Source organism: Nocardia sp. NPDC056000, from assembly GCF_042269265.1.
Lineage (GTDB): Bacteria > Actinomycetota > Actinomycetes > Mycobacteriales > Mycobacteriaceae > Nocardia.
Window position 1 is genome coordinate 164402 of the sequence record NZ_JBHJXS010000003.1, and the last position, 16498, is coordinate 180899.

At 65.1% G+C, this 16498-nt stretch carries 19 protein-coding genes; 13 read left to right on the forward strand and 6 right to left on the reverse strand.

The window, feature by feature from the left end:
- Nucleotides 1–2 precede the first annotated feature (2 nt).
- Entirely contained in the window at nucleotides 3–674 is a 672-nt protein-coding gene (locus ACFC4D_RS09405) for a GAP family protein (RefSeq protein WP_375953208.1), read from the reverse strand.
- Nucleotides 675–858: 184 nt separating this feature from the next.
- On the opposite strand from ACFC4D_RS09405, the gene ACFC4D_RS09410 reads away from it, so the two are divergent.
- The 8 genes from ACFC4D_RS09410 to ACFC4D_RS09445 all read left to right on the forward strand — a co-directional run bounded on the left by ACFC4D_RS09410 (nucleotide 859) and on the right by ACFC4D_RS09445 (nucleotide 8159).
- On the forward strand, nucleotides 859–1653 hold the full coding sequence (locus ACFC4D_RS09410) for a helix-turn-helix transcriptional regulator (protein WP_376062361.1): 795 nt from the start codon (nucleotides 859–861) through the stop codon (nucleotides 1651–1653).
- Nucleotides 1650–3086, forward strand: coding sequence for a Fe-S cluster assembly protein SufB (sufB, locus tag ACFC4D_RS09415; RefSeq protein ID WP_376062362.1), 1437 nt, complete (start codon nucleotides 1650–1652; stop codon nucleotides 3084–3086). Before ACFC4D_RS09410 ends, sufB begins: the two co-directional genes overlap by 4 nt.
- On the forward strand, nucleotides 3086–4264 hold the full coding sequence (sufD, locus tag ACFC4D_RS09420) for a Fe-S cluster assembly protein SufD (RefSeq protein WP_375953202.1): 1179 nt from the start codon (nucleotides 3086–3088) through the stop codon (nucleotides 4262–4264). Before sufB ends, sufD begins: the two co-directional genes overlap by 1 nt.
- Before the next feature lie 39 nt (nucleotides 4265–4303).
- Entirely contained in the window at nucleotides 4304–5074 is a 771-nt protein-coding gene (sufC, locus tag ACFC4D_RS09425) for a Fe-S cluster assembly ATPase SufC (RefSeq protein ID WP_364635846.1), read from the forward strand.
- A gap of 12 nt (nucleotides 5075–5086) precedes the next feature.
- Nucleotides 5087–6340 (forward strand): cysteine desulfurase, encoded by a 1254-nt coding sequence (locus ACFC4D_RS09430; RefSeq protein WP_376062363.1) that lies wholly within the window; start codon nucleotides 5087–5089, stop codon nucleotides 6338–6340.
- Nucleotides 6341–6343: 3 nt separating this feature from the next.
- Complete coding sequence (sufU, locus tag ACFC4D_RS09435) at nucleotides 6344–6832, forward strand: Fe-S cluster assembly sulfur transfer protein SufU (RefSeq protein WP_364635840.1); 489 nt, start codon at nucleotides 6344–6346, stop codon at nucleotides 6830–6832.
- Complete coding sequence (locus ACFC4D_RS09440) at nucleotides 6825–7241, forward strand: metal-sulfur cluster assembly factor (RefSeq protein ID WP_375953198.1); 417 nt, start codon at nucleotides 6825–6827, stop codon at nucleotides 7239–7241. The genes sufU and ACFC4D_RS09440 overlap by 8 nt, the downstream gene beginning before the upstream one ends.
- A gap of 66 nt (nucleotides 7242–7307) precedes the next feature.
- A complete protein-coding gene (locus tag ACFC4D_RS09445; protein WP_376062364.1) occupies nucleotides 7308–8159 on the forward strand; it encodes an alpha/beta fold hydrolase in 852 nt (283 codons plus the stop codon).
- Here the strand turns inward: ACFC4D_RS09445 and ACFC4D_RS09450 are convergent.
- Together ACFC4D_RS09450 and ACFC4D_RS09455 are read right to left on the reverse strand one after the other, a co-directional pair.
- Complete coding sequence (locus ACFC4D_RS09450) at nucleotides 8143–9207, reverse strand: fatty acid desaturase family protein (RefSeq protein WP_375953194.1); 1065 nt, start codon at nucleotides 9205–9207, stop codon at nucleotides 8143–8145. The genes ACFC4D_RS09445 and ACFC4D_RS09450 overlap by 17 nt on opposite strands.
- Before the next feature lie 98 nt (nucleotides 9208–9305).
- Nucleotides 9306–10298 carry an alpha/beta hydrolase gene (locus tag ACFC4D_RS09455; RefSeq protein WP_376062365.1) on the reverse strand — a complete coding sequence of 331 codons (993 nt, stop codon included), beginning with the start codon at nucleotides 10296–10298 and terminating at the stop codon, nucleotides 9306–9308.
- Between the two features lie 255 nt (nucleotides 10299–10553).
- On the opposite strand from ACFC4D_RS09455, the gene ACFC4D_RS09460 reads away from it, so the two are divergent.
- Complete coding sequence (locus ACFC4D_RS09460) at nucleotides 10554–11081, forward strand: hypothetical protein (protein ID WP_375953191.1); 528 nt, start codon at nucleotides 10554–10556, stop codon at nucleotides 11079–11081.
- A gap of 12 nt (nucleotides 11082–11093) precedes the next feature.
- On the opposite strand, the gene ACFC4D_RS09465 is transcribed toward ACFC4D_RS09460, so the two are convergent.
- Nucleotides 11094–11720: a hypothetical protein gene (locus tag ACFC4D_RS09465; RefSeq protein ID WP_364635821.1), complete on the reverse strand. Its 627-nt coding sequence runs from the start codon at nucleotides 11718–11720 to the stop codon at nucleotides 11094–11096.
- 88 nt (nucleotides 11721–11808) lie between these two features.
- On the opposite strand from ACFC4D_RS09465, the gene lexA reads away from it, so the two are divergent.
- From lexA to ACFC4D_RS09480, 3 genes are all read left to right on the forward strand, one after another.
- Nucleotides 11809–12471: a transcriptional repressor LexA gene (gene lexA, locus ACFC4D_RS09470; RefSeq protein WP_375953189.1), complete on the forward strand. Its 663-nt coding sequence runs from the start codon at nucleotides 11809–11811 to the stop codon at nucleotides 12469–12471.
- Between the two features lie 87 nt (nucleotides 12472–12558).
- On the forward strand, nucleotides 12559–13014 hold the full coding sequence (locus tag ACFC4D_RS09475) for a DUF4189 domain-containing protein (protein ID WP_364635815.1): 456 nt from the start codon (nucleotides 12559–12561) through the stop codon (nucleotides 13012–13014).
- Between the two features lie 126 nt (nucleotides 13015–13140).
- On the forward strand, nucleotides 13141–13764 hold the full coding sequence (locus ACFC4D_RS09480; protein ID WP_376062366.1) for a hypothetical protein: 624 nt from the start codon (nucleotides 13141–13143) through the stop codon (nucleotides 13762–13764).
- 5 nt (nucleotides 13765–13769) lie between these two features.
- Here ACFC4D_RS09480 and ACFC4D_RS09485 read toward each other — a convergent pair whose 3' ends face one another.
- Entirely contained in the window at nucleotides 13770–14342 is a 573-nt protein-coding gene (locus tag ACFC4D_RS09485; protein ID WP_376062367.1) for a GNAT family N-acetyltransferase, read from the reverse strand.
- A 44-nt stretch (nucleotides 14343–14386) separates the two neighbouring features.
- Nucleotides 14387–15304 (reverse strand): Ku protein, encoded by a 918-nt coding sequence (locus ACFC4D_RS09490; RefSeq protein ID WP_376062368.1) that lies wholly within the window; start codon nucleotides 15302–15304, stop codon nucleotides 14387–14389.
- A gap of 36 nt (nucleotides 15305–15340) precedes the next feature.
- Here ACFC4D_RS09490 and ACFC4D_RS09495 point away from each other — a divergent pair, with 36 nt between their 5' ends.
- Nucleotides 15341–16498: a lipase family protein gene (locus tag ACFC4D_RS09495; RefSeq protein WP_376062369.1), complete on the forward strand. Its 1158-nt coding sequence runs from the start codon at nucleotides 15341–15343 to the stop codon at nucleotides 16496–16498.

Genomic DNA, 16498 nt, shown 5'->3' on the forward strand with positions numbered 1-16498 from the left:
CGCTACGCCAGCCCGCTGATGCCATCACCCAGTGATTTCGCGCTGAGCAGGGCGAACAGCACCGCCATGATCACGTAGTGATTGCGCACCGTCCATTCCTTCCAGCGTTCGAGGGTGCCCGTCGCGGTCTCGCGTCGCACGAAGTGCAGGGATAGCGGCACCAGCACCCCGGCCGAGGCGATGGCGATGAAAATCAGTGCCGCGCCGACTCTTCCGGCGATATGCGCGGTGGATTCGGCCGTGGTCACCGCGCCCGCGGCGATCTGCGTGACGTTCTTGGGATTGGCCAGCGCCAGCACCACGCCCAGCGCCAGGCAGTTCCCGCCCCGGAACTGCTCGAGATGCGCCAGCCGCGCGGGCAGCATGCCCGCGTTCTCCGCGCGGGCCAGTCGCAATTGCCGCAGCGTCATGAGCGCCAGCAGCACGCCGAGAATGAGCCGGAACCACGCCACCCAGGTGCCGGGCTGCCCATTGTGTTCGGCTCCCGCCACGATTCCGATCGTCAGCAGCACTACGAAAAGTCCGCTGATCGCGAGCACCCAGCCGATCATGAAGGCCACCGCGTTCGAGCGTCCGCGCGGTGTGGCGATCAGCAGAATCACCGCTATCAGCGCGAGCGGGCTGATAGCTACGCCCACCGCATGGCTGAGGAACTGGCCGACCGCGTGTCCCATGGGGTGTCTCCTGTGGGTCGATCCGTCTGCTCAATCGGTCAGGTTTGAGAGTAGCCAGAAGATTGCCGAACTTTGCGCCGGTCGGACCGCGTGTGGATGGTGTGCAAAGGTTCACACCCCCGGCACCCTCAAAGTCAGGTGACCCTTACTGGAACGCGGGAAGTAATTCCGTCACACTGATGTTGTGAAAACCGTGGGTTTGCGGAACGCGAAGGCGGAAACCGGGCGCCAGCTGGGCGCCCGGCCTGCTGTTGTGCCCGCACCGGCCGGTGAAGGCCACACCCGCGAGGCCGTGATCAAGCTACTGCTGGAGGAGGGTCCGATCACCGCGACCGCCATCGGCAAACGGCTCGGCCTCAGCCCGGCGGGTGTCCGGCGGCATCTGGACGCACTCATCGAATCGGGTGAGGCGCGGGCCGCGCGATCGGCGTCCTGGCAGCAGCAGGGGCGTGGTCGTCCGGCCAAGCAATACCAGTTGACGGCCACCGGTCGCGGCCGTTTGGGCCATGCCTACGATGACCTGGCCGGCGCCGCGATGCGCCAGCTGCGCGAGATCGGCGGGGATAAGGCCATCGTCGAATTCGCGCGCAAGCGGGTCGCCGCGATTGTCGCCGGTATCGGACAGTTGGAGCGGCATACGCCGGAGGCGACCACCGATAAGGCCGATGAGATCGCGGACGCGTTCTCCGAAGCCGGATTCGCCGCCTCCACCCGGAAAGTCGGTGCGGGAGTACAGATCTGCCAGCACCACTGCCCGGTTTCGCATGTCGCCGAGGAGTTTCCGGAATTGTGCGCCGCCGAGTTGGAGGCGTTCAAGGAAATCCTGGGTACCCATGTACAAAGACTGGCGACCATCGCCAATGGCGATTGCGCGTGCACCACGCATGTGCCGCTGATGCTTACCCCTAAAAACGCAAAACCCCACGTTGCCCAGCCCGCAACGACTTCTACACACGACTCCGGAAGGAGTGCCGAATGACGACTACGACTGACCAGGTGCAGCCGCTGTCCCAAGAGGAGACCATTGCCTCCATTGGTACGTACGGGTACGGCTGGGCCGACAAGGATGTCGCCGGTGCCAGTGCCAAGCGCGGCCTCTCCGAGGAGGTCGTACGCGACATCTCGGCGAAGAAGAGCGAGCCCGAATGGATGCTCGACTTCCGCCTGAAGGCGCTGCGCATCTTCGAGAAGAAGCCCATGCCGAACTGGGGTTCGGACCTGGACGGCATCGATTTCGACAACATCAAGTACTTCGTGCGGTCCAGCGAGAAGCAGGCCGCCACCTGGGATGACCTGCCCGAGGACATCAAGAACACCTACGACAAGCTGGGCATCCCGGAGGCGGAGAAGCAGCGCCTGGTGTCCGGTGTCGCCGCGCAGTACGAGTCCGAGGTCGTCTACCACTCGATCCGCGAGGACCTCGAGAAGCAGGGTGTCATCTTCCTGGACACCGATACCGCGCTCAAGGAGCACCCGGAGCTGTTCCAGCAGTACTTCGGCTCGGTCATTCCCTCGGGTGACAACAAGTTCTCCGCGCTGAATTCGGCCACCTGGTCCGGCGGTTCGTTCATCTACGTGCCGAAGGGCGTGCACGTGGATATCCCGCTGCAGGCGTACTTCCGCATCAACACCGAGAACATGGGTCAGTTCGAGCGGACGCTGATCATCGTCGACGAGGACGCCTACGTGCATTACGTCGAGGGTTGTACCGCACCGATTTACAGCTCGGATTCGCTGCACTCCGCGGTTGTCGAGATCATCGTGAAGAAGGGTGGCCGCTGCCGGTACACCACCATTCAGAACTGGTCGAACAACGTCTACAACCTGGTCACCAAGCGGGCCAAGGCCGAGGCGGGCGCGACCATGGAATGGGTCGACGGCAATATCGGCTCCAAGGTCACCATGAAGTACCCGGCCGTGTGGATGACCGGTGAGCACGCCAAGGGTGAGGTGCTCTCCATCGCGTTCGCCGGTGCGGGTCAGCACCAGGACACCGGTGCCAAGATGCTGCACCTGGCGCCGCACACCTCCTCGAACATCATCTCCAAGTCGGTGGCGCGCGGCGGCGGTCGTGCCTCGTACCGCGGCCTGGTGCAGGTGAACAAGGGTGCGTACGGCTCGAAGTCGACCGTGAAGTGCGATGCGCTGCTGGTGGACAACATCTCTCGCTCGGACACCTACCCGTACGTCGATATCCGCGAGGACGACGTGACCATGGGTCATGAGGCGACCGTGTCGAAGGTGTCGGCCGATCAGCTGTTCTACCTGATGAGCCGCGGCCTCACCGAGGACGAGGCCATGGCGATGGTCGTGCGCGGCTTCGTGGAGCCGATCGCCAAGGAACTGCCGATGGAATACGCGCTCGAGCTCAACCGCCTGATCGAACTGCAAATGGAAGGAGCCGTCGGCTGATGACGGTCGAGAATGTAGCCGTTGCTGCCGAGGCTCGTCCTCCGGCGCTGAACAAGGGCGAAGTCTTCGCCTCGTTCGACGTGAACGCGTTCGAGGTGCCTTCGGCGCACGACGAGGCGTGGCGGTTCACCCCGCTGCGCCGCCTGCGCGGACTGCACGACGGCACCGCCGTTCGTGACGGGCAGGCCGTCGTCGAGGTGAACTCCGTCGAGGGCGTCACCGTCGAGACCGTCGATCGCACCGACGCGCGCCTCGGCGTCGCCGGCACCCCGACCGATCGTGTTGCCGCACAGGCGTACTCGGGCTTCGAGCAGGCGACCATCGTGTCCGTCGGCGCGGAAACCGAAGTGGCCGAGGCGGTTACCGTCACGGTCACCGGTCCGGGCGAGGGCAAGACCGCCTACGGTCACACCCAGATTCGCCTGGGCAACTTCGCGCACGCCAATGTGGTCATCGACCAGCGCGGCAGCGGAACCTACGCGGAGAACGTGGAATTCGTGCTCGGCGACAGCGCCAAGCTGAATGTCATCGTCATCCAGGACTGGGCCGACGATGTCGTGCACGCCGTCGCGCATCACGCCAAGCTGGGTCGCGACGCCACCCTGCGGCATATCAATGTCACCCTCGGTGGCGATCTGGTGCGCCTGACCGCGACCGTGCGTTACGCCGGTCCGGGCGGCGACGCCGAAATGCTCGGCGTGTACTTCGCCGATGACGGCCAGCACTTCGAGCAGCGGCTGCTCATGGATCACTCCGAGCCGAACTGCAAGTCGAACGTGCTGTACAAGGGTGCGCTGCAGGGCGATCCGACCTCGAAGAAGCCCGATGCGCGCACGGTGTGGGTGGGCGATGTGCTCATTCGCGCGGCCGCCGAGGGCACCGAGACCTACGAGGCCAACCGCAACCTGGTGCTCACCGATGGCGCACGCGCCGATTCGGTGCCGAACCTGGAGATCGAGACCGGCGAGATCGTCGGTGCCGGACATGCCTCGGCCACCGGGCGTTTCGATGATGAGCAGCTGTTCTACCTGCGCTCGCGCGGTATCCCGGAGGAGGTGGCGCGGCGACTTGTCGTGCGCGGCTTCTTCTTCGAGATCATCTCCAAGATCACGGTCCCCGAGGTCCGCGAGCGGCTCGAGGCGGCCATCGAGGCCGAACTCGCCGCCGTCGGCGTCTGATCACCCATACTTCCCATCCCGCAAAGGAATTCGAATTCGATGACCACCCTGGAAATCAAGGACCTGCACGTCGAGGTCGCCAACCCCGACGAGTCCGGCGAGCCCATCAAGATCCTCAAGGGCGTCAACCTGACCGTGCGCTCGGGTGAGACGCACGCGATCATGGGCCCCAACGGTTCGGGCAAGTCGACGCTGTCGTACGCCATCGCCGGTCACCCCAAGTACACGGTGACCTCCGGCTCGATCACCCTCGACGGTGAAGACGTGCTGGAGATGACCGTCGACGAGCGTGCCCGCGCGGGTCTGTTCCTGGCCATGCAGTACCCGGTCGAGGTTCCGGGTGTCTCGGTCTCGAACTTCCTGCGCACCGCCGCCACCGCCGTCCGCGGTGAGGCCCCCAAGCTGCGTACCTGGGTCAAGGAGCTCAAGGAGTCCATGACCGAGCTGGAGATCGAGCCCAGCTTCGTCGAGCGCTCGGTCAACGAGGGCTTCTCCGGCGGTGAGAAGAAGCGCCAGGAGATCCTGCAGCTGGGTCTGCTCAAGCCGAAGATCGCCATCCTGGACGAGACCGACTCCGGCCTGGACGTCGACGCGCTGCGCATCGTCTCCGAGGGCGTCAACAAGTACAAGGAGCGGGAGAACGGCGGCATTCTGCTGATCACCCACTACACCCGCATCCTGCGCTACATCGAGCCCGATTTCGTGCACGTGTTCGTGAACGGCCGCATTGTCGCCGAGGGCGGCAAGGAGCTGGCCGAGGAACTCGACTCGAACGGTTACGTGCGCTTCACCTCCGCTGCTGCTGTTTAGGAGCCCCTGCTGATGACCACTACGGTGCCTGCTTTGGACGTCGCCCGCATCCGCGCCGACTTCCCGATCCTGAGCCGCACGGTGCGAGACGGTAAACCCCTGGTCTACTTGGACTCGGGCGCCACCTCGCAGCGGCCCACGGCGGTGCTGGACGCGGAACACACCTTCCTGACCCAGCACAATGCGGCGGTGCATCGTGGTGCGCATCAGCTGGCCGAAGAGGCCACGGACGCTTACGAAGACGCGCGTGCGGATATCGCCCGCTTCGTCGGCGTGGACGCGCGCGAGATCGTGTTCACCAAGAACGCGACCGAATCGCTGAACCTGGTGACCTATGCGTTCTCCGATTCCCGGTTCCCGTACCACGTGGGACCGGGTGACGAGATCGTGGTCACCGAGCTCGAACATCACGCGAATCTCGTTCCGTGGCAGGAACTCGCACGCCGCACGGGCGCGACGCTCAAGTGGTACGGCATCACCGATGACGGGCGTATCGATCTCGATTCGCTCGAATTGTCGCCCGCCACCAAGGTCGTCGCGTTCACGCATCAGTCCAATGTGACCGGCGCGATCGCCGATGTGCCCGAAATGGTGCGTCGCGCAAAGGAAGTCGGCGCGCTCACGGTGCTCGACGCCTGCCAGTCGGTACCGCATATGCCGGTGAACTTCCGGGAGCTCGGCGTGGACTTCGCCGCGTTCTCCGGTCACAAGATGCTCGGCCCGTCCGGTGTCGGTGTGCTGTACGGCCGCTACGCGCTGCTGGAAGAGACCCCGCCGTTCATCACCGGCGGCTCCATGATCGAGACGGTCACCATGGAGGCCACCACCTACGCGGCCCCGCCGCAGCGGTTCGAGGCGGGCGTGCCGATGACCTCGCAGGTCGTCGGATTGGGTGCCGCTGTGCGGTATCTCGAAGCCATCGGTATGGATGCGGTTGCGGCGCACGAGCATTCGCTCGTAGCCGCCACGCTCGAGGGGCTCGCCAAGATTGACGGTGTTCGCATTGTCGGCCCGGCCGATACCCTGAATCGCGGTGGCGCAGTATCTTTCGTGGTGGACGGTATTCACGCCCACGATGTGGGCCAGATCCTCGATGACGAGGGCGTCGCGATCCGCGTCGGGCACCATTGCGCGTGGCCGCTCATGCGCCGCCTCGGCGTTCCGGCCACCGCCCGTGCCTCGTTCGCCGTCTACAACACCCTCGACGAGGTGGACGCGCTGCTGGCGGCGGTGCGGAAGGCTCAGAGCTTCTTCGGAGTTGCATAGATCATGCGCATGGAGCAGATGTACCAGGAAGTGATCCTGGACCACTACAAGCACCCGCACCACCGCGGCCTACGCGAGCCGTTCGGTGCGGAAGTGCATCACGTCAACCCGACCTGCGGTGACGAGATCACGCTGCGCGTACAGCTGGACGACAATGGCGATGTCACCGATGTGTCCTATGACGGCCAGGGCTGCTCGATCAGCCAGGCGTCCACCTCAGTGCTCACCGATCAGGTCATCGGCCTGCCGGTGCAGCAGGCGCTCAAGGTGGTCGACTCGTTCAACGAGATGATCTCCAGCCGCGGCACCCTCGAGGGTGATGAGGACATGATCGGCGACGGCATCGCCTTCGCGGGCGTGTCCAAGTACCCGGCGCGGGTCAAGTGCGCGCTGCTGGGCTGGATGGCGTTCAAGGACGCGGTGGTGCAGATCGCCTCCGCCGAGGAGACCAAGCTGCCGATGTCGAACGGGGAGAAGAAGAACGATGAGTGAGACCACCGGAACTCCGGCCGACGGCTCGGTGAAAGACGCCGACGCCGTGGTCGAGACCACCGAAACCGTTGCGCCGCAGGAACTGAGCGCGGAGGACGCCGCATTCCTCGAGGACCTCGAAGAGGCCATGCGCGATGTCGTCGACCCCGAGCTCGGCATCAATGTGGTCGACCTGGGCCTGGTCTACGGTATGACCGTCACCGACGGCATCTGCAAACTGGATATGACCCTGACCTCCCCGGCCTGCCCGCTCACCGATGTGATCGAGGACCAGTCCCGCAATGCCCTGGTGCGCAGCGGTCTGGTCGAGGACCTGCAGATCAACTGGGTCTGGATGCCGCCGTGGGGCCCGGACAAGATCACCGACGACGGCCGCGAGCAGCTGCGCGCGCTCGGCTTCACCGTCTAGTCGGACAGCCTGTCATCACCCCCGCCGGAATCCGGTGGGGGTGATTTCGTGTGGTAGGCATACCGTATGCGGCTCGATGAGTGGATCGCCGGTGGCGGGCATATACAGCTTGGTGGGCATGACATCTTCTACCGGCAGGACGGTCCGGTGGATGGGCGGCCCGTGACGCTGGTGCACGGATTTCCGACCTCATCGCACGACTGGGCGCCGATCGTCCCGGCGCTGGTCGAATCCGGTTGCCGGATAACGACTTTGGACCTGCTCGGGTTCGGGGCCAGTGCCAAGCCCGCGCGATACGACTATCGGCTCACCGAGCAGGCGTCGATCATCGAGGAGCTGTGGGAGCGGTTCGAGATCGACAAGACCGCACTGGTCTCGCACGACTACGGCGTATCGGTCGCTCAGGAACTGTTGCACCGCAACGCGAATCGCATTACCGCGGCGGCATTCCTCAATGGCGGTCTGTATCCGGACCTGCACCGGCCGATCCGGATACAACGGTTGCTCCACGGACCCGCGGGCGCGGTGCTGCAACATCTGTCGAGCGAGCCGATGTATCACCGGTCGCTGCACGAGGTGTTCGGCCGACCGGTCAGCGATGACGCCGTGCACGATATGTGGCTGTCCACCACGATGAACAACGGTAAGCGAGTACAGCACCGGCTGCTCCGCTATATCGACGAGCGGCGCACGCATTCCGACCGCTGGCGCACCGCCCTCGAGAGCTATCCGGGTCCGATCCAATTCATCTGGGGCCCAGCCGATCCCGTGAGCGGTGCGCATGTGCTGCCGCGGTTGCGCGAACGCCTCCCCGATGCGCGAGTCCTCGTCCTCGACGAGGATCCGGCGACCGGCCACTACCCCCAGGTCGAGAATCCCGCCCCGGTGGCGGCGGCCCTGGTCAGCTTTCTGCGCTGACTTCCGACTGTCGCAGCGGTGCGCCGACGTGATGCAGGTGCCGCAGCGCCTCGCGGTAGGACGAGACCAGCCCGGTCTCGTGGTACGCCACACCGATTTCGGCGCAGTAGTCGCGCACGATGAGCCGGGCATGCCGCAGATTCGGCGTCGGCATGCTCGGGAACAGGTGGTGCTCGATCTGATAGTTGAGTCCGCCCAGCGCGATATCGGTCAGTACACCACCGCGCACATTGCGTGAGGTGAGCACCTGACGGCGGAGGTAGTCGGGCCGCTCGTCACCGGTCAGGGTCGGCATGCCCTTGTGGTTGGGGGCGAAGATGCATCCCATATAGAGACCGAACAGGCCCTGATGCACCGCGATGAACGCGAGGCCCTTATCCGCGGGCAGCACCGCGAACACCGCGATCAGATAGAGCGCGAAGTGGGTGAACAGCAGGGCACCCTCCATGCGGCGATGTTTGACCGATCGATTTCCGAGCGCGCGGACGCCCGCCAGGTGCAGGTTCAGCCCTTCGAGCAGCAGCAGCGGGAAGAACAGATACGCCTGCGCCCGCCCGACGATCCGGGCGATCCCGCGACTGGACCGCGCCTGCCGCTGCGACCAGACCAGAATGTCCGGTGCGACATCGGGATCGAGATCCTCGTGGTTCGGATTGGCATGATGCCGGGTGTGCTTGTCCTGCCACCACCCGTACCCCAGGCCGATTCCGGCATTGCCGACAATCCGTCCCACCAGCTCGGTCGGTTTGCGCAGCCGGAAGACCTGGCGGTGCGCGACATCATGCATGACCAGCGCGACCTGTGCGAACGCCACCGCCATGAATCCGGCGACCAGCAGCGTCCACCACGAATCGCCGACGAGCAGGAACGTCGCCCATCCGCCGATGAACGCGAACCCGACGAGTCCGAAGCGGGCAACGTAGTAGGCGGGCCGCCGATCCATCAGTCCCGCATCGGAAATCCGGCGCAGTAGCCGGGCGTAATCACCGTCGGCACCGCGTCGCGATGTCCGTGAAGCTGACTCGGGAACCAAGCCGGATGTCGTCATGCCCCGAAGCTATCGGCGTATCTCTCGTTCGCCGTAACCCGTTGGTACGGCATGGAATAGCTCTCCGGAGTGATACCGGTGGGACTATCGTCCGGGTTTCACGCCTCGATGCCGAGGCCCTCGGCCAGCACCGGCCAGCTCTTGATCAGCTGATCCCGCCAGTACTGCCAGGCGTGTCCGCCGTCCGGGGGCAGATCGTAGGTCACCGGAATTCCGAGCTGGAGGAGCCGATCGACCATATTGCGCGTGCAGTAGCCGGTCGCGGCCTCGGTCACGCCGTCCACGATCAGATGGTCCACCACATCCGCCCCGGTGCGGAATTCGTCGCTGAACCCATCGTAACCACCGGGAACACCGGTGCCGCTATAGAGATAGAGTCCCACACCGCGCAGCTTCTCGGCATGCACGTAGGGATCATTCTCGGCCCACAGCGGATTGTCCGGCGCACCGTACATATTGTCGAGATTGCCGCCCGCGACGAATTCGACCACCACGCGCACGAATTCGTGCCCGATCGGATCGCTGATCTGCGGGCAGCCGCTGTAGGCCGCCACCGCGCGGAACAGTCCGGGTGCGGCGATGGCCAGGTTCAATACCGCGGTGGCGGATCCGGAGACGCCCGCGATCGCATTGATCCCATTGGCGCCCAACGCTTTATCGATCAGCGGTGGCAGTTCGGCGGTGAGGAAGGTCTTCCATTTATTCACGCCCAGCACCGGATCGGGTGCGCGCCAGTCACCGTAGAAACTGGCGATCCCGCCGATGGGCTGGACGACGTTCACCTCCTTGGTCGCCAGGAAATCGAAGACCTCGGGCGCGCGATCCTGCCAGCTCTTACCGCCGTATCCGCCGGACGCGCCATTGAGCAGATACAGCGTCGGATGCGGCCGGGTCCGATCCGCGGGCCGCAGCACATCCACTCGAATCGGCTTGCCCATGGCCGCCGAATACACCTGGAATGACAGTTTGCGATCGTCGACGATGTGGACGCTCACGATCTCGGACTGTTCGGCCCGCGCCGCCACCGGTATGACCGCCGCCGGTATCGCAAAGCACGCGGCTACCAAGATGATTCGAATCCGATGCCGCATGCCGCCTCCGCTGAGAAAGCTCGCCGGTCCCGTCATCACGATCGTAGCCGCCGCGGTGTGCCGATCGAGGAATTCGCCCATCTCAGGGCCGTTCCGGGCTCGGGATCGGAATGAGGTGTTCGTCCTCCAGATCTCGGGGTGATATCGACCCCGGCGGCGGGCGGGTGGGTGCTGTTAGGGTGTGCGCGTCGCGCCGGAAGGGGAGCCTTGTCCTACATTGTCAGCCCGTATGCCGTTGACCTGGAAGGGATCCGGTTGGTCGGATCCTATGGCCAGGAGTTCGCGGATGCCGTGGTGCGGTCGACGCCGCAGCATGTGCTGGATCGGCTCGATGAGGCCGAGGAGCTCGGGCTCACCCCGCGCGATGTGATGCGGCAATTGCTGCTGGGCGAGCCGATGGAGCAGGATTTCGGGCCGACCTACGGGCATGCGCTCGAGGTGCTGTGCCATCACTCCGGCAAGCTGCTCGGCAATGCGCACTGGGCGGGTATGCGATTCCGGTACTTCGCCATGGTGGAGCAGGCGCTGGCCGATATCGGCGTCGAGTTCGATCCGGCGGAGCTGGTGCTCGGCGGCGCGCCCATCGACCTGCCGCCCATCGATGACTTCCCGAGCATCGGTTTCGTGGAGGGCTACCGCATCGATGCCATGGCGGACACGTTGAACGCCGTCGACCTGGAGCTGCTCACCGATGACTCCATCCGCGGCTCGGTGGCGGAAATGCGCGAATGGGCGCGCACCTGCCAGGCCGAGGGCACCGGCCTGGTGTGCTTCTACTACTGAATCGCGCCGGAATCAGGGACGTTTGGTCCAGAACAGTTTGTCGAGGTTCTTGCGGCGATCATCGGCCCAGTCCCACATGTAGTCGGCGATGCGCGTCGGATTGTCCAGGGTGGTGCTGAACATATGCCCGCCGTCGCGGTACTCCAGCAGGAATTCACCGGTCGGCTGCCGGTAGGTCTGGATGAAGGTGTCCGGATCATCCGGCTCCTGGACAATCAGAAAGGGTGTGCGGGCGACCGTCGTCAATTCCGGTATCCAGGAGTGCAATTGGCGCTGGGTGAGCACATTGAAATACCGCGCGCCGCCGACATTGACGCGGAAGTCCCGCATTTCCGGTCCGGCCAGACTGCCGTCGCGCGGATCGTAGAGCGCGAATTCGGTTCCGGCGATGAGTTCTTCGATCCATAGCAGCGCGCGCCAGGCCGCGTGATCGGGCACCGTCACCCGGACGCAATCGCCCACCGCGGCCAGCGTGATGCGCCCGTTCCAGACCGGGATCTCGGTATTCCAGCGCCACAGCCCGGCCAGTACCGGGCCCAGACTCACCGCCGGAATGCCGCCGCTGGCGGCTGCATACGCTTCGACCTCATCGGCGGAAGCAACGGAATCTGCCGGTAGTACGACGAATTCGCAACTCACCGCACCAAACTAGTGCACGGCGGCGACACACGCGGACCGTTGGCCGCAGTCGGCGAGCAACCGCGTCGCCGCACCGTAGGATGCGCGGGTGACCGGATACGACGACTTCGACGGGTTCGCCCACCTCGACACCTCCAGCCTGCACCCGCGCCAGCAGCAGATTCTCTGCACGATCCGCGATTGGGTACAGCGGCACGGGTATTCGCCCAGCACCCGCGAGATCGGTGACTCGGTCGGGCTCAAATCCGGTTCGTCGGTATCGAAGCATTTGAAGGCGCTCGAGGATCGCGGATTCCTCACCCGCAGCGAATCGGTCACCCGTCCGATGGATGTGCGGCTGTTCCTCAAGTCGGCCGCGCCGCAGCAGACCTCCGGCGATTCGGTTCCGGTGCCGGTGGTCGGCGATATCGCGGCGGGCACGCCGATCCTGGCCGAGGAGCACACCGATGACGTGCTGTCGCTGCCGCGCGAATTGGTCGGCCGCGGCACCGTGTTCGGACTGCGCGTGCGCGGTGATTCGATGATCGACGCGGCCATCTGCGATGGCGACATCGTGGTGATCCGCAAGGAGAGCGAGGCGCACTCCGGGGAAATCGTGGCGGCCATGATCGACGGTGAAGCCACCGTCAAGGTCTATCGCCGGCGTAACGGCCATGTCTATCTGGAGCCGCGCAACCCCGCCTACGACGTGATCGATGGTGACAAGGCAGTTGTGCTCGGCAAAGTCGTCTCGGTAATGCGCCGCGTTTGATTCCGTCCGGTAAGACCGGATTGGACAATATGGGGTCCCTCGACAAGGATTCGACCCGTTCCAATAATTCATCACGGGGAGTATCGAATGTCGTTGCTGCGCAAGGCCGGAATAGGCCTCGCCATCACCTCGATGGCCGCGATGGGCATCATGGCCGCCGGTCCCGCCAACGCGGCGGAAGACGCGCCGGGATTCACGGCCGCTTCCGGTGATCTGTACGGCGCCCTGGCGCTGTCTCGGAGCACCGGAAATGTCGCATACGCGGTCAACTATGGCAGCTGGGGCGGTGCCGATGGCGCCGCCGTCAGCAAGTGCGGTGGCGGCGACTGTGAGGTCGTCGTGCACTTCGCCAACGCGTGCGGCGCCGTCGCACAGGGCGCCGACACCCGCTTCGGCTGGGCGTGGGCGGCCACCAAGGTAGACGCCGAGAAGGGCGCCATCGACGTGCTGGGCAACAGCGCGCCGAAGTTCCCGGACGTCGGTTCCGCATCGCCGCGCGGAGCCAAGGTGATTCTGTCGGCGTGCACCGATAACGCGCGTTGACACTGGCGAGTACGCGCTAGCGCACTCGCCGCCCGTGCGCCGTACCGGATTTCCGGTGCGGCGCACTTTTGTTTGCCAGGGCCCGTTTTCCAGCAAACCACCTGTCCGGCCGGAGATGATTTCGAGGTGGACGACATCACCTATGAGGACACCCGGTTCGCGATGCACGCGGCGGCGGAACTGCTCATCGCGGGTCCGCAGTATCGGCGGTTCGGCAGTATTCGCATGCGCATCGTGCTGGGTGGTTTCACCGGCGTGAAGTGGCCGGTGTCGGTAACCGGGCCCGATCTGGTCTGGCCGCAGGGCCGAATCCGATTACACGGCAGCTATACCGAACTCGCCATCGCCGCCGGGTTCGAGGCCGACGGCCCGCCCGACGGGTTGTATTGCGAAGGTACGGGTATGGACCCGGACGAGCCCTTCGCGGTGGACACCGAGGCGGCGGTGTCGGTGCACGACTGGTTCGCGGTGGGGGACACCGCATTACGGCGTTTCGCGGCCGAACAGCCGGTGCTGTGGCCGGAGCACTTCGATCTGTCGGTCGCGGTGGGCGAGGTGAATTACGGTGTGTCGCCGGGGGATTGGGAGAATCCGCAGCCGTACGCCTATGTCGGCCCGTGGACGCGGCGGCACGGCGAATTCTGGAATGCACCGTTCGGCGCGAAACGCTCCCGGGCCGAGGCCGGCACGGTGGAGGCCCTGCTGGAATTCTTCCGGGAGGGCCGGGCCCGTGCCGCCGCCGATGCCTAGGGGAGCTAGCGGCCCACGCGCGGGCGGCCGCCCTCACCGGCGATGCGCCCCTTGCGAATGAGTTCGCGTTTGGTGCCCGGGGTCAGCGTGACCTGATCGCTGTCACCGGCCGCGACGGCCTCCTCGAGCGGGACCGGATTCGGCCGCACGAACAGCGTGACGGTGGTGCCCTCGGTGAAGCCGTTGCGCTTCATCAATGACGCCGAGGCGGTGTTGTGGATTTCCACATCGGTGACGATCCGCCGCGCGCCGCCCTCGAAAAGGGTGTCGCAGCAGGCGGACATGAGCCGTCCGGCGATACCGCGGCCCTGCATATCCGGCGCGACCGCGATCCATTCCAGATAGCCCCAGTCATCGCGCAATTCGAATTCCATGGAACCCAGTACGAATCCCACCACCCGATCCGAATCCACCGCCACCCAGCAGGAGCGGCTGGGGCTGTCCATATGCTCGGCCACCGAGGTGAGCGACCAGGAGGTGTAGGGCTTGGTGGAGGTGTCGAAGACCTCGTAACCCAGATCCAGGACCTGGCGTAGATGTCCGAGTCCCATGGGGACGATGGCTATGGCGGGTTCCATACCCGACAGTTTGCCAGGTGGATGCGGTTCTCACCCGCCCGGTCTCACGCGCCCTTGCGGGTTTGCTTGGCGGGAGCCTTCTTCGCCACGGTCTTCTTGGCGGGAGTTTTCTTGGCGGCGGTCGTGGCCTTGGTCGCCTTCGCGGCCTTGGCGGGGGCCGATGCGGCCTTCCCGGTGCTGCGCCCGGATGCCTCCAGACTGCGTTGCAGCGCCGCGACCAGATCCACCACCTCGGCGTCCATCTCGGGCGCGGCTTTCTCGGGCGCGCGGGTGACCTTGCCGCTACCGCTGGCGATGGCCTCGTCCAGCATCTTCTTCAATTCGATCTGGTACTCGTCCACGTACTGCGAGGGATCGAAATCGTCCGAGAGCGTATCTACCAGCGTCTCGGCCATCTGCAATTCCTGCGGTCGCGGCTCGGACACGCCGTCGAGCTTGTCGAACGCCACCGCCCGCACCTCATCGGGCCACAGCAGCGCCTGCAACACCAGCACCCCGTCGCGCACGCGCAGCGCTCCGAGCCGCGTCTTCTGCCGCAGGGTGAAATGCACCAGCGCCACGCGATCGGTGTGTTCGAGTGTTTTCGCCAGCAGCACATAGGCTTTGGGCGTGGTCGAATCCGGTTCCAGGAAGTAGCTCTTATCGAAGAGCATGGGATCGATCTGCTCGGCCGGCACGAATTGCAATACCGGAATCTCATGCTTCTCGGCGGCGGGGAGTTTGGCGAAATCCTCATCGGTGAGGATCACCCGATCCCCCTCGGGGGATTCGTACGCCTTGTCGATATCGGCATACTGCACGGGTTGCCCGTCCACCGTGCAGACCCGCTCGTATTTGATCCGCCCCCCGTCGGCGGCGTGTACCTGATGGAATTTGATGTCATGGTCTTCCGTGGCGGTATAGACCTTCACGGGGACGTTGACCAGCCCGAACGCGATGGAGCCCTTCCAAATGGACCGCATGGTCTGATCGTAGCCAATCTCGGAAGCAGGAGTGGTATGCGAACGCGAATTCTCTTCCCGATCGTGGCCGCCGTGATCGTGGCGGCCTGCGGTACGGCCTCCGATACCGGGAAAACGACGGCGGATACTCCCGGTGCGCTGATGGCGCAGAGCCCGCTGACCAATCTGGACCCGGCATTGTCGGCGGCCGTTTCCACGGCCACCTATATCCGGTATGAGTCGACCTCTCCGGCCGGTAAGCCGATCGAGGTGTCGGGTGCGGTATTCCTGCCCAAGGGTGACGCGCCCGCCGGGGGCTGGCCGGTGATCGCCCTCGGGCACGGCACCTCCGGGGTGGTCAGCTCGTGCGCGCCGACCAATTCACCGAACCTGTTCGGTTCCGCGCCCGCGGTGGCGGCGATGCTGGCGGGGCATCGGGCGGTGGTGATGACCAACTATCAGGGGCTGGACGGACCGGGGGCCGCACCGTATGTGGACACCCCGTCATCCGGATACGACATCGTGAACTCGGTGCGAGCGGCGCGGGCGACCGGTGCGCCGTTGGCGGGCGAGACCGTGCTGGTCGGGATCTCGCAGGGCGGACGTGCCGCTGAATCGGCGTCGGAAACGGCGAAATCCTATGCGCCGGAACTGAATATCCGCGGCGTGGTGCTGTTGTCACCGGCTCTGGAGATCAAATTCGCGGATGCGATCCGGGCGGGCACGCTCAATGTTCCCGATCAGTATCTGATCCTGCCGTATCTGGTGGAGGCCGTGCGGTACCACTATCCGAACTACAACTACGACCGGGTGATTCACGGTGATCTACTCGGTGCCGCACCGCGTTTGGAGGCGCAGTGCACCGGCGATATGACCCCGGCCGATCTCGCGCTGGCCGCCGCGGCGACGCCCGCCGATGCCCGATTCGTGGATGACGCCGCCGCACAGGCCGTCGTGGATCTGGAGGGTCGCACCAATCTGCCGAAGGTGGCGAGCGCAGTGCCCACCTATATCGCTCGCGGTGATGCGGACAAGCTGGTGAGTACCGAATGGTCGAACGCGGCTGTCGCGAAGATGTGCGTGCTGGGGACGCCGGTGCACGATGAGGTGGTCCCGGGTGGTCACGATGCGCCGGACCAGATCTCGGAGCGGTGGCTGGGATGGATCGATGATCTCTTCGCCGGCGCGTCCTTCACCTCGACCTGTCAGCGGTGA

Excerpts from the sequence above, each read along its gene's own strand:
- ACFC4D_RS09405 (WP_375953208.1), bottom strand. The coding sequence starts at position 674 with ATGGGACACGCGGTCGGCCAGTTCCTCAGCCATGCGGTGGGCGTAGCT.
- sufB (WP_376062362.1), top strand. The coding sequence starts at position 1,650 with ATGACGACTACGACTGACCAGGTGCAGCCGCTGTCCCAAGAGGAGACC.
- sufD (WP_375953202.1), top strand. The coding sequence starts at position 3,086 with ATGACGGTCGAGAATGTAGCCGTTGCTGCCGAGGCTCGTCCTCCGGCG.
- sufC (WP_364635846.1), top strand. The coding sequence starts at position 4,304 with ATGACCACCCTGGAAATCAAGGACCTGCACGTCGAGGTCGCCAACCCC.
- ACFC4D_RS09430 (WP_376062363.1), top strand. The coding sequence starts at position 5,087 with ATGACCACTACGGTGCCTGCTTTGGACGTCGCCCGCATCCGCGCCGAC.
- sufU (WP_364635840.1), top strand. The coding sequence starts at position 6,344 with ATGCGCATGGAGCAGATGTACCAGGAAGTGATCCTGGACCACTACAAG.
- ACFC4D_RS09440 (WP_375953198.1), top strand. The coding sequence starts at position 6,825 with ATGAGTGAGACCACCGGAACTCCGGCCGACGGCTCGGTGAAAGACGCC.
- ACFC4D_RS09445 (WP_376062364.1), top strand. The coding sequence starts at position 7,308 with ATGCGGCTCGATGAGTGGATCGCCGGTGGCGGGCATATACAGCTTGGT.
- ACFC4D_RS09450 (WP_375953194.1), bottom strand. The coding sequence starts at position 9,207 with ATGACGACATCCGGCTTGGTTCCCGAGTCAGCTTCACGGACATCGCGA.
- ACFC4D_RS09455 (WP_376062365.1), bottom strand. The coding sequence starts at position 10,298 with ATGCGGCATCGGATTCGAATCATCTTGGTAGCCGCGTGCTTTGCGATA.
- ACFC4D_RS09475 (WP_364635815.1), top strand. The coding sequence starts at position 12,559 with ATGTCGTTGCTGCGCAAGGCCGGAATAGGCCTCGCCATCACCTCGATG.
- ACFC4D_RS09485 (WP_376062367.1), bottom strand. The coding sequence starts at position 14,342 with ATGGAACCCGCCATAGCCATCGTCCCCATGGGACTCGGACATCTACGC.
- ACFC4D_RS09490 (WP_376062368.1), bottom strand. The coding sequence starts at position 15,304 with ATGCGGTCCATTTGGAAGGGCTCCATCGCGTTCGGGCTGGTCAACGTC.
- ACFC4D_RS09495 (WP_376062369.1), top strand. The coding sequence starts at position 15,341 with ATGCGAACGCGAATTCTCTTCCCGATCGTGGCCGCCGTGATCGTGGCG.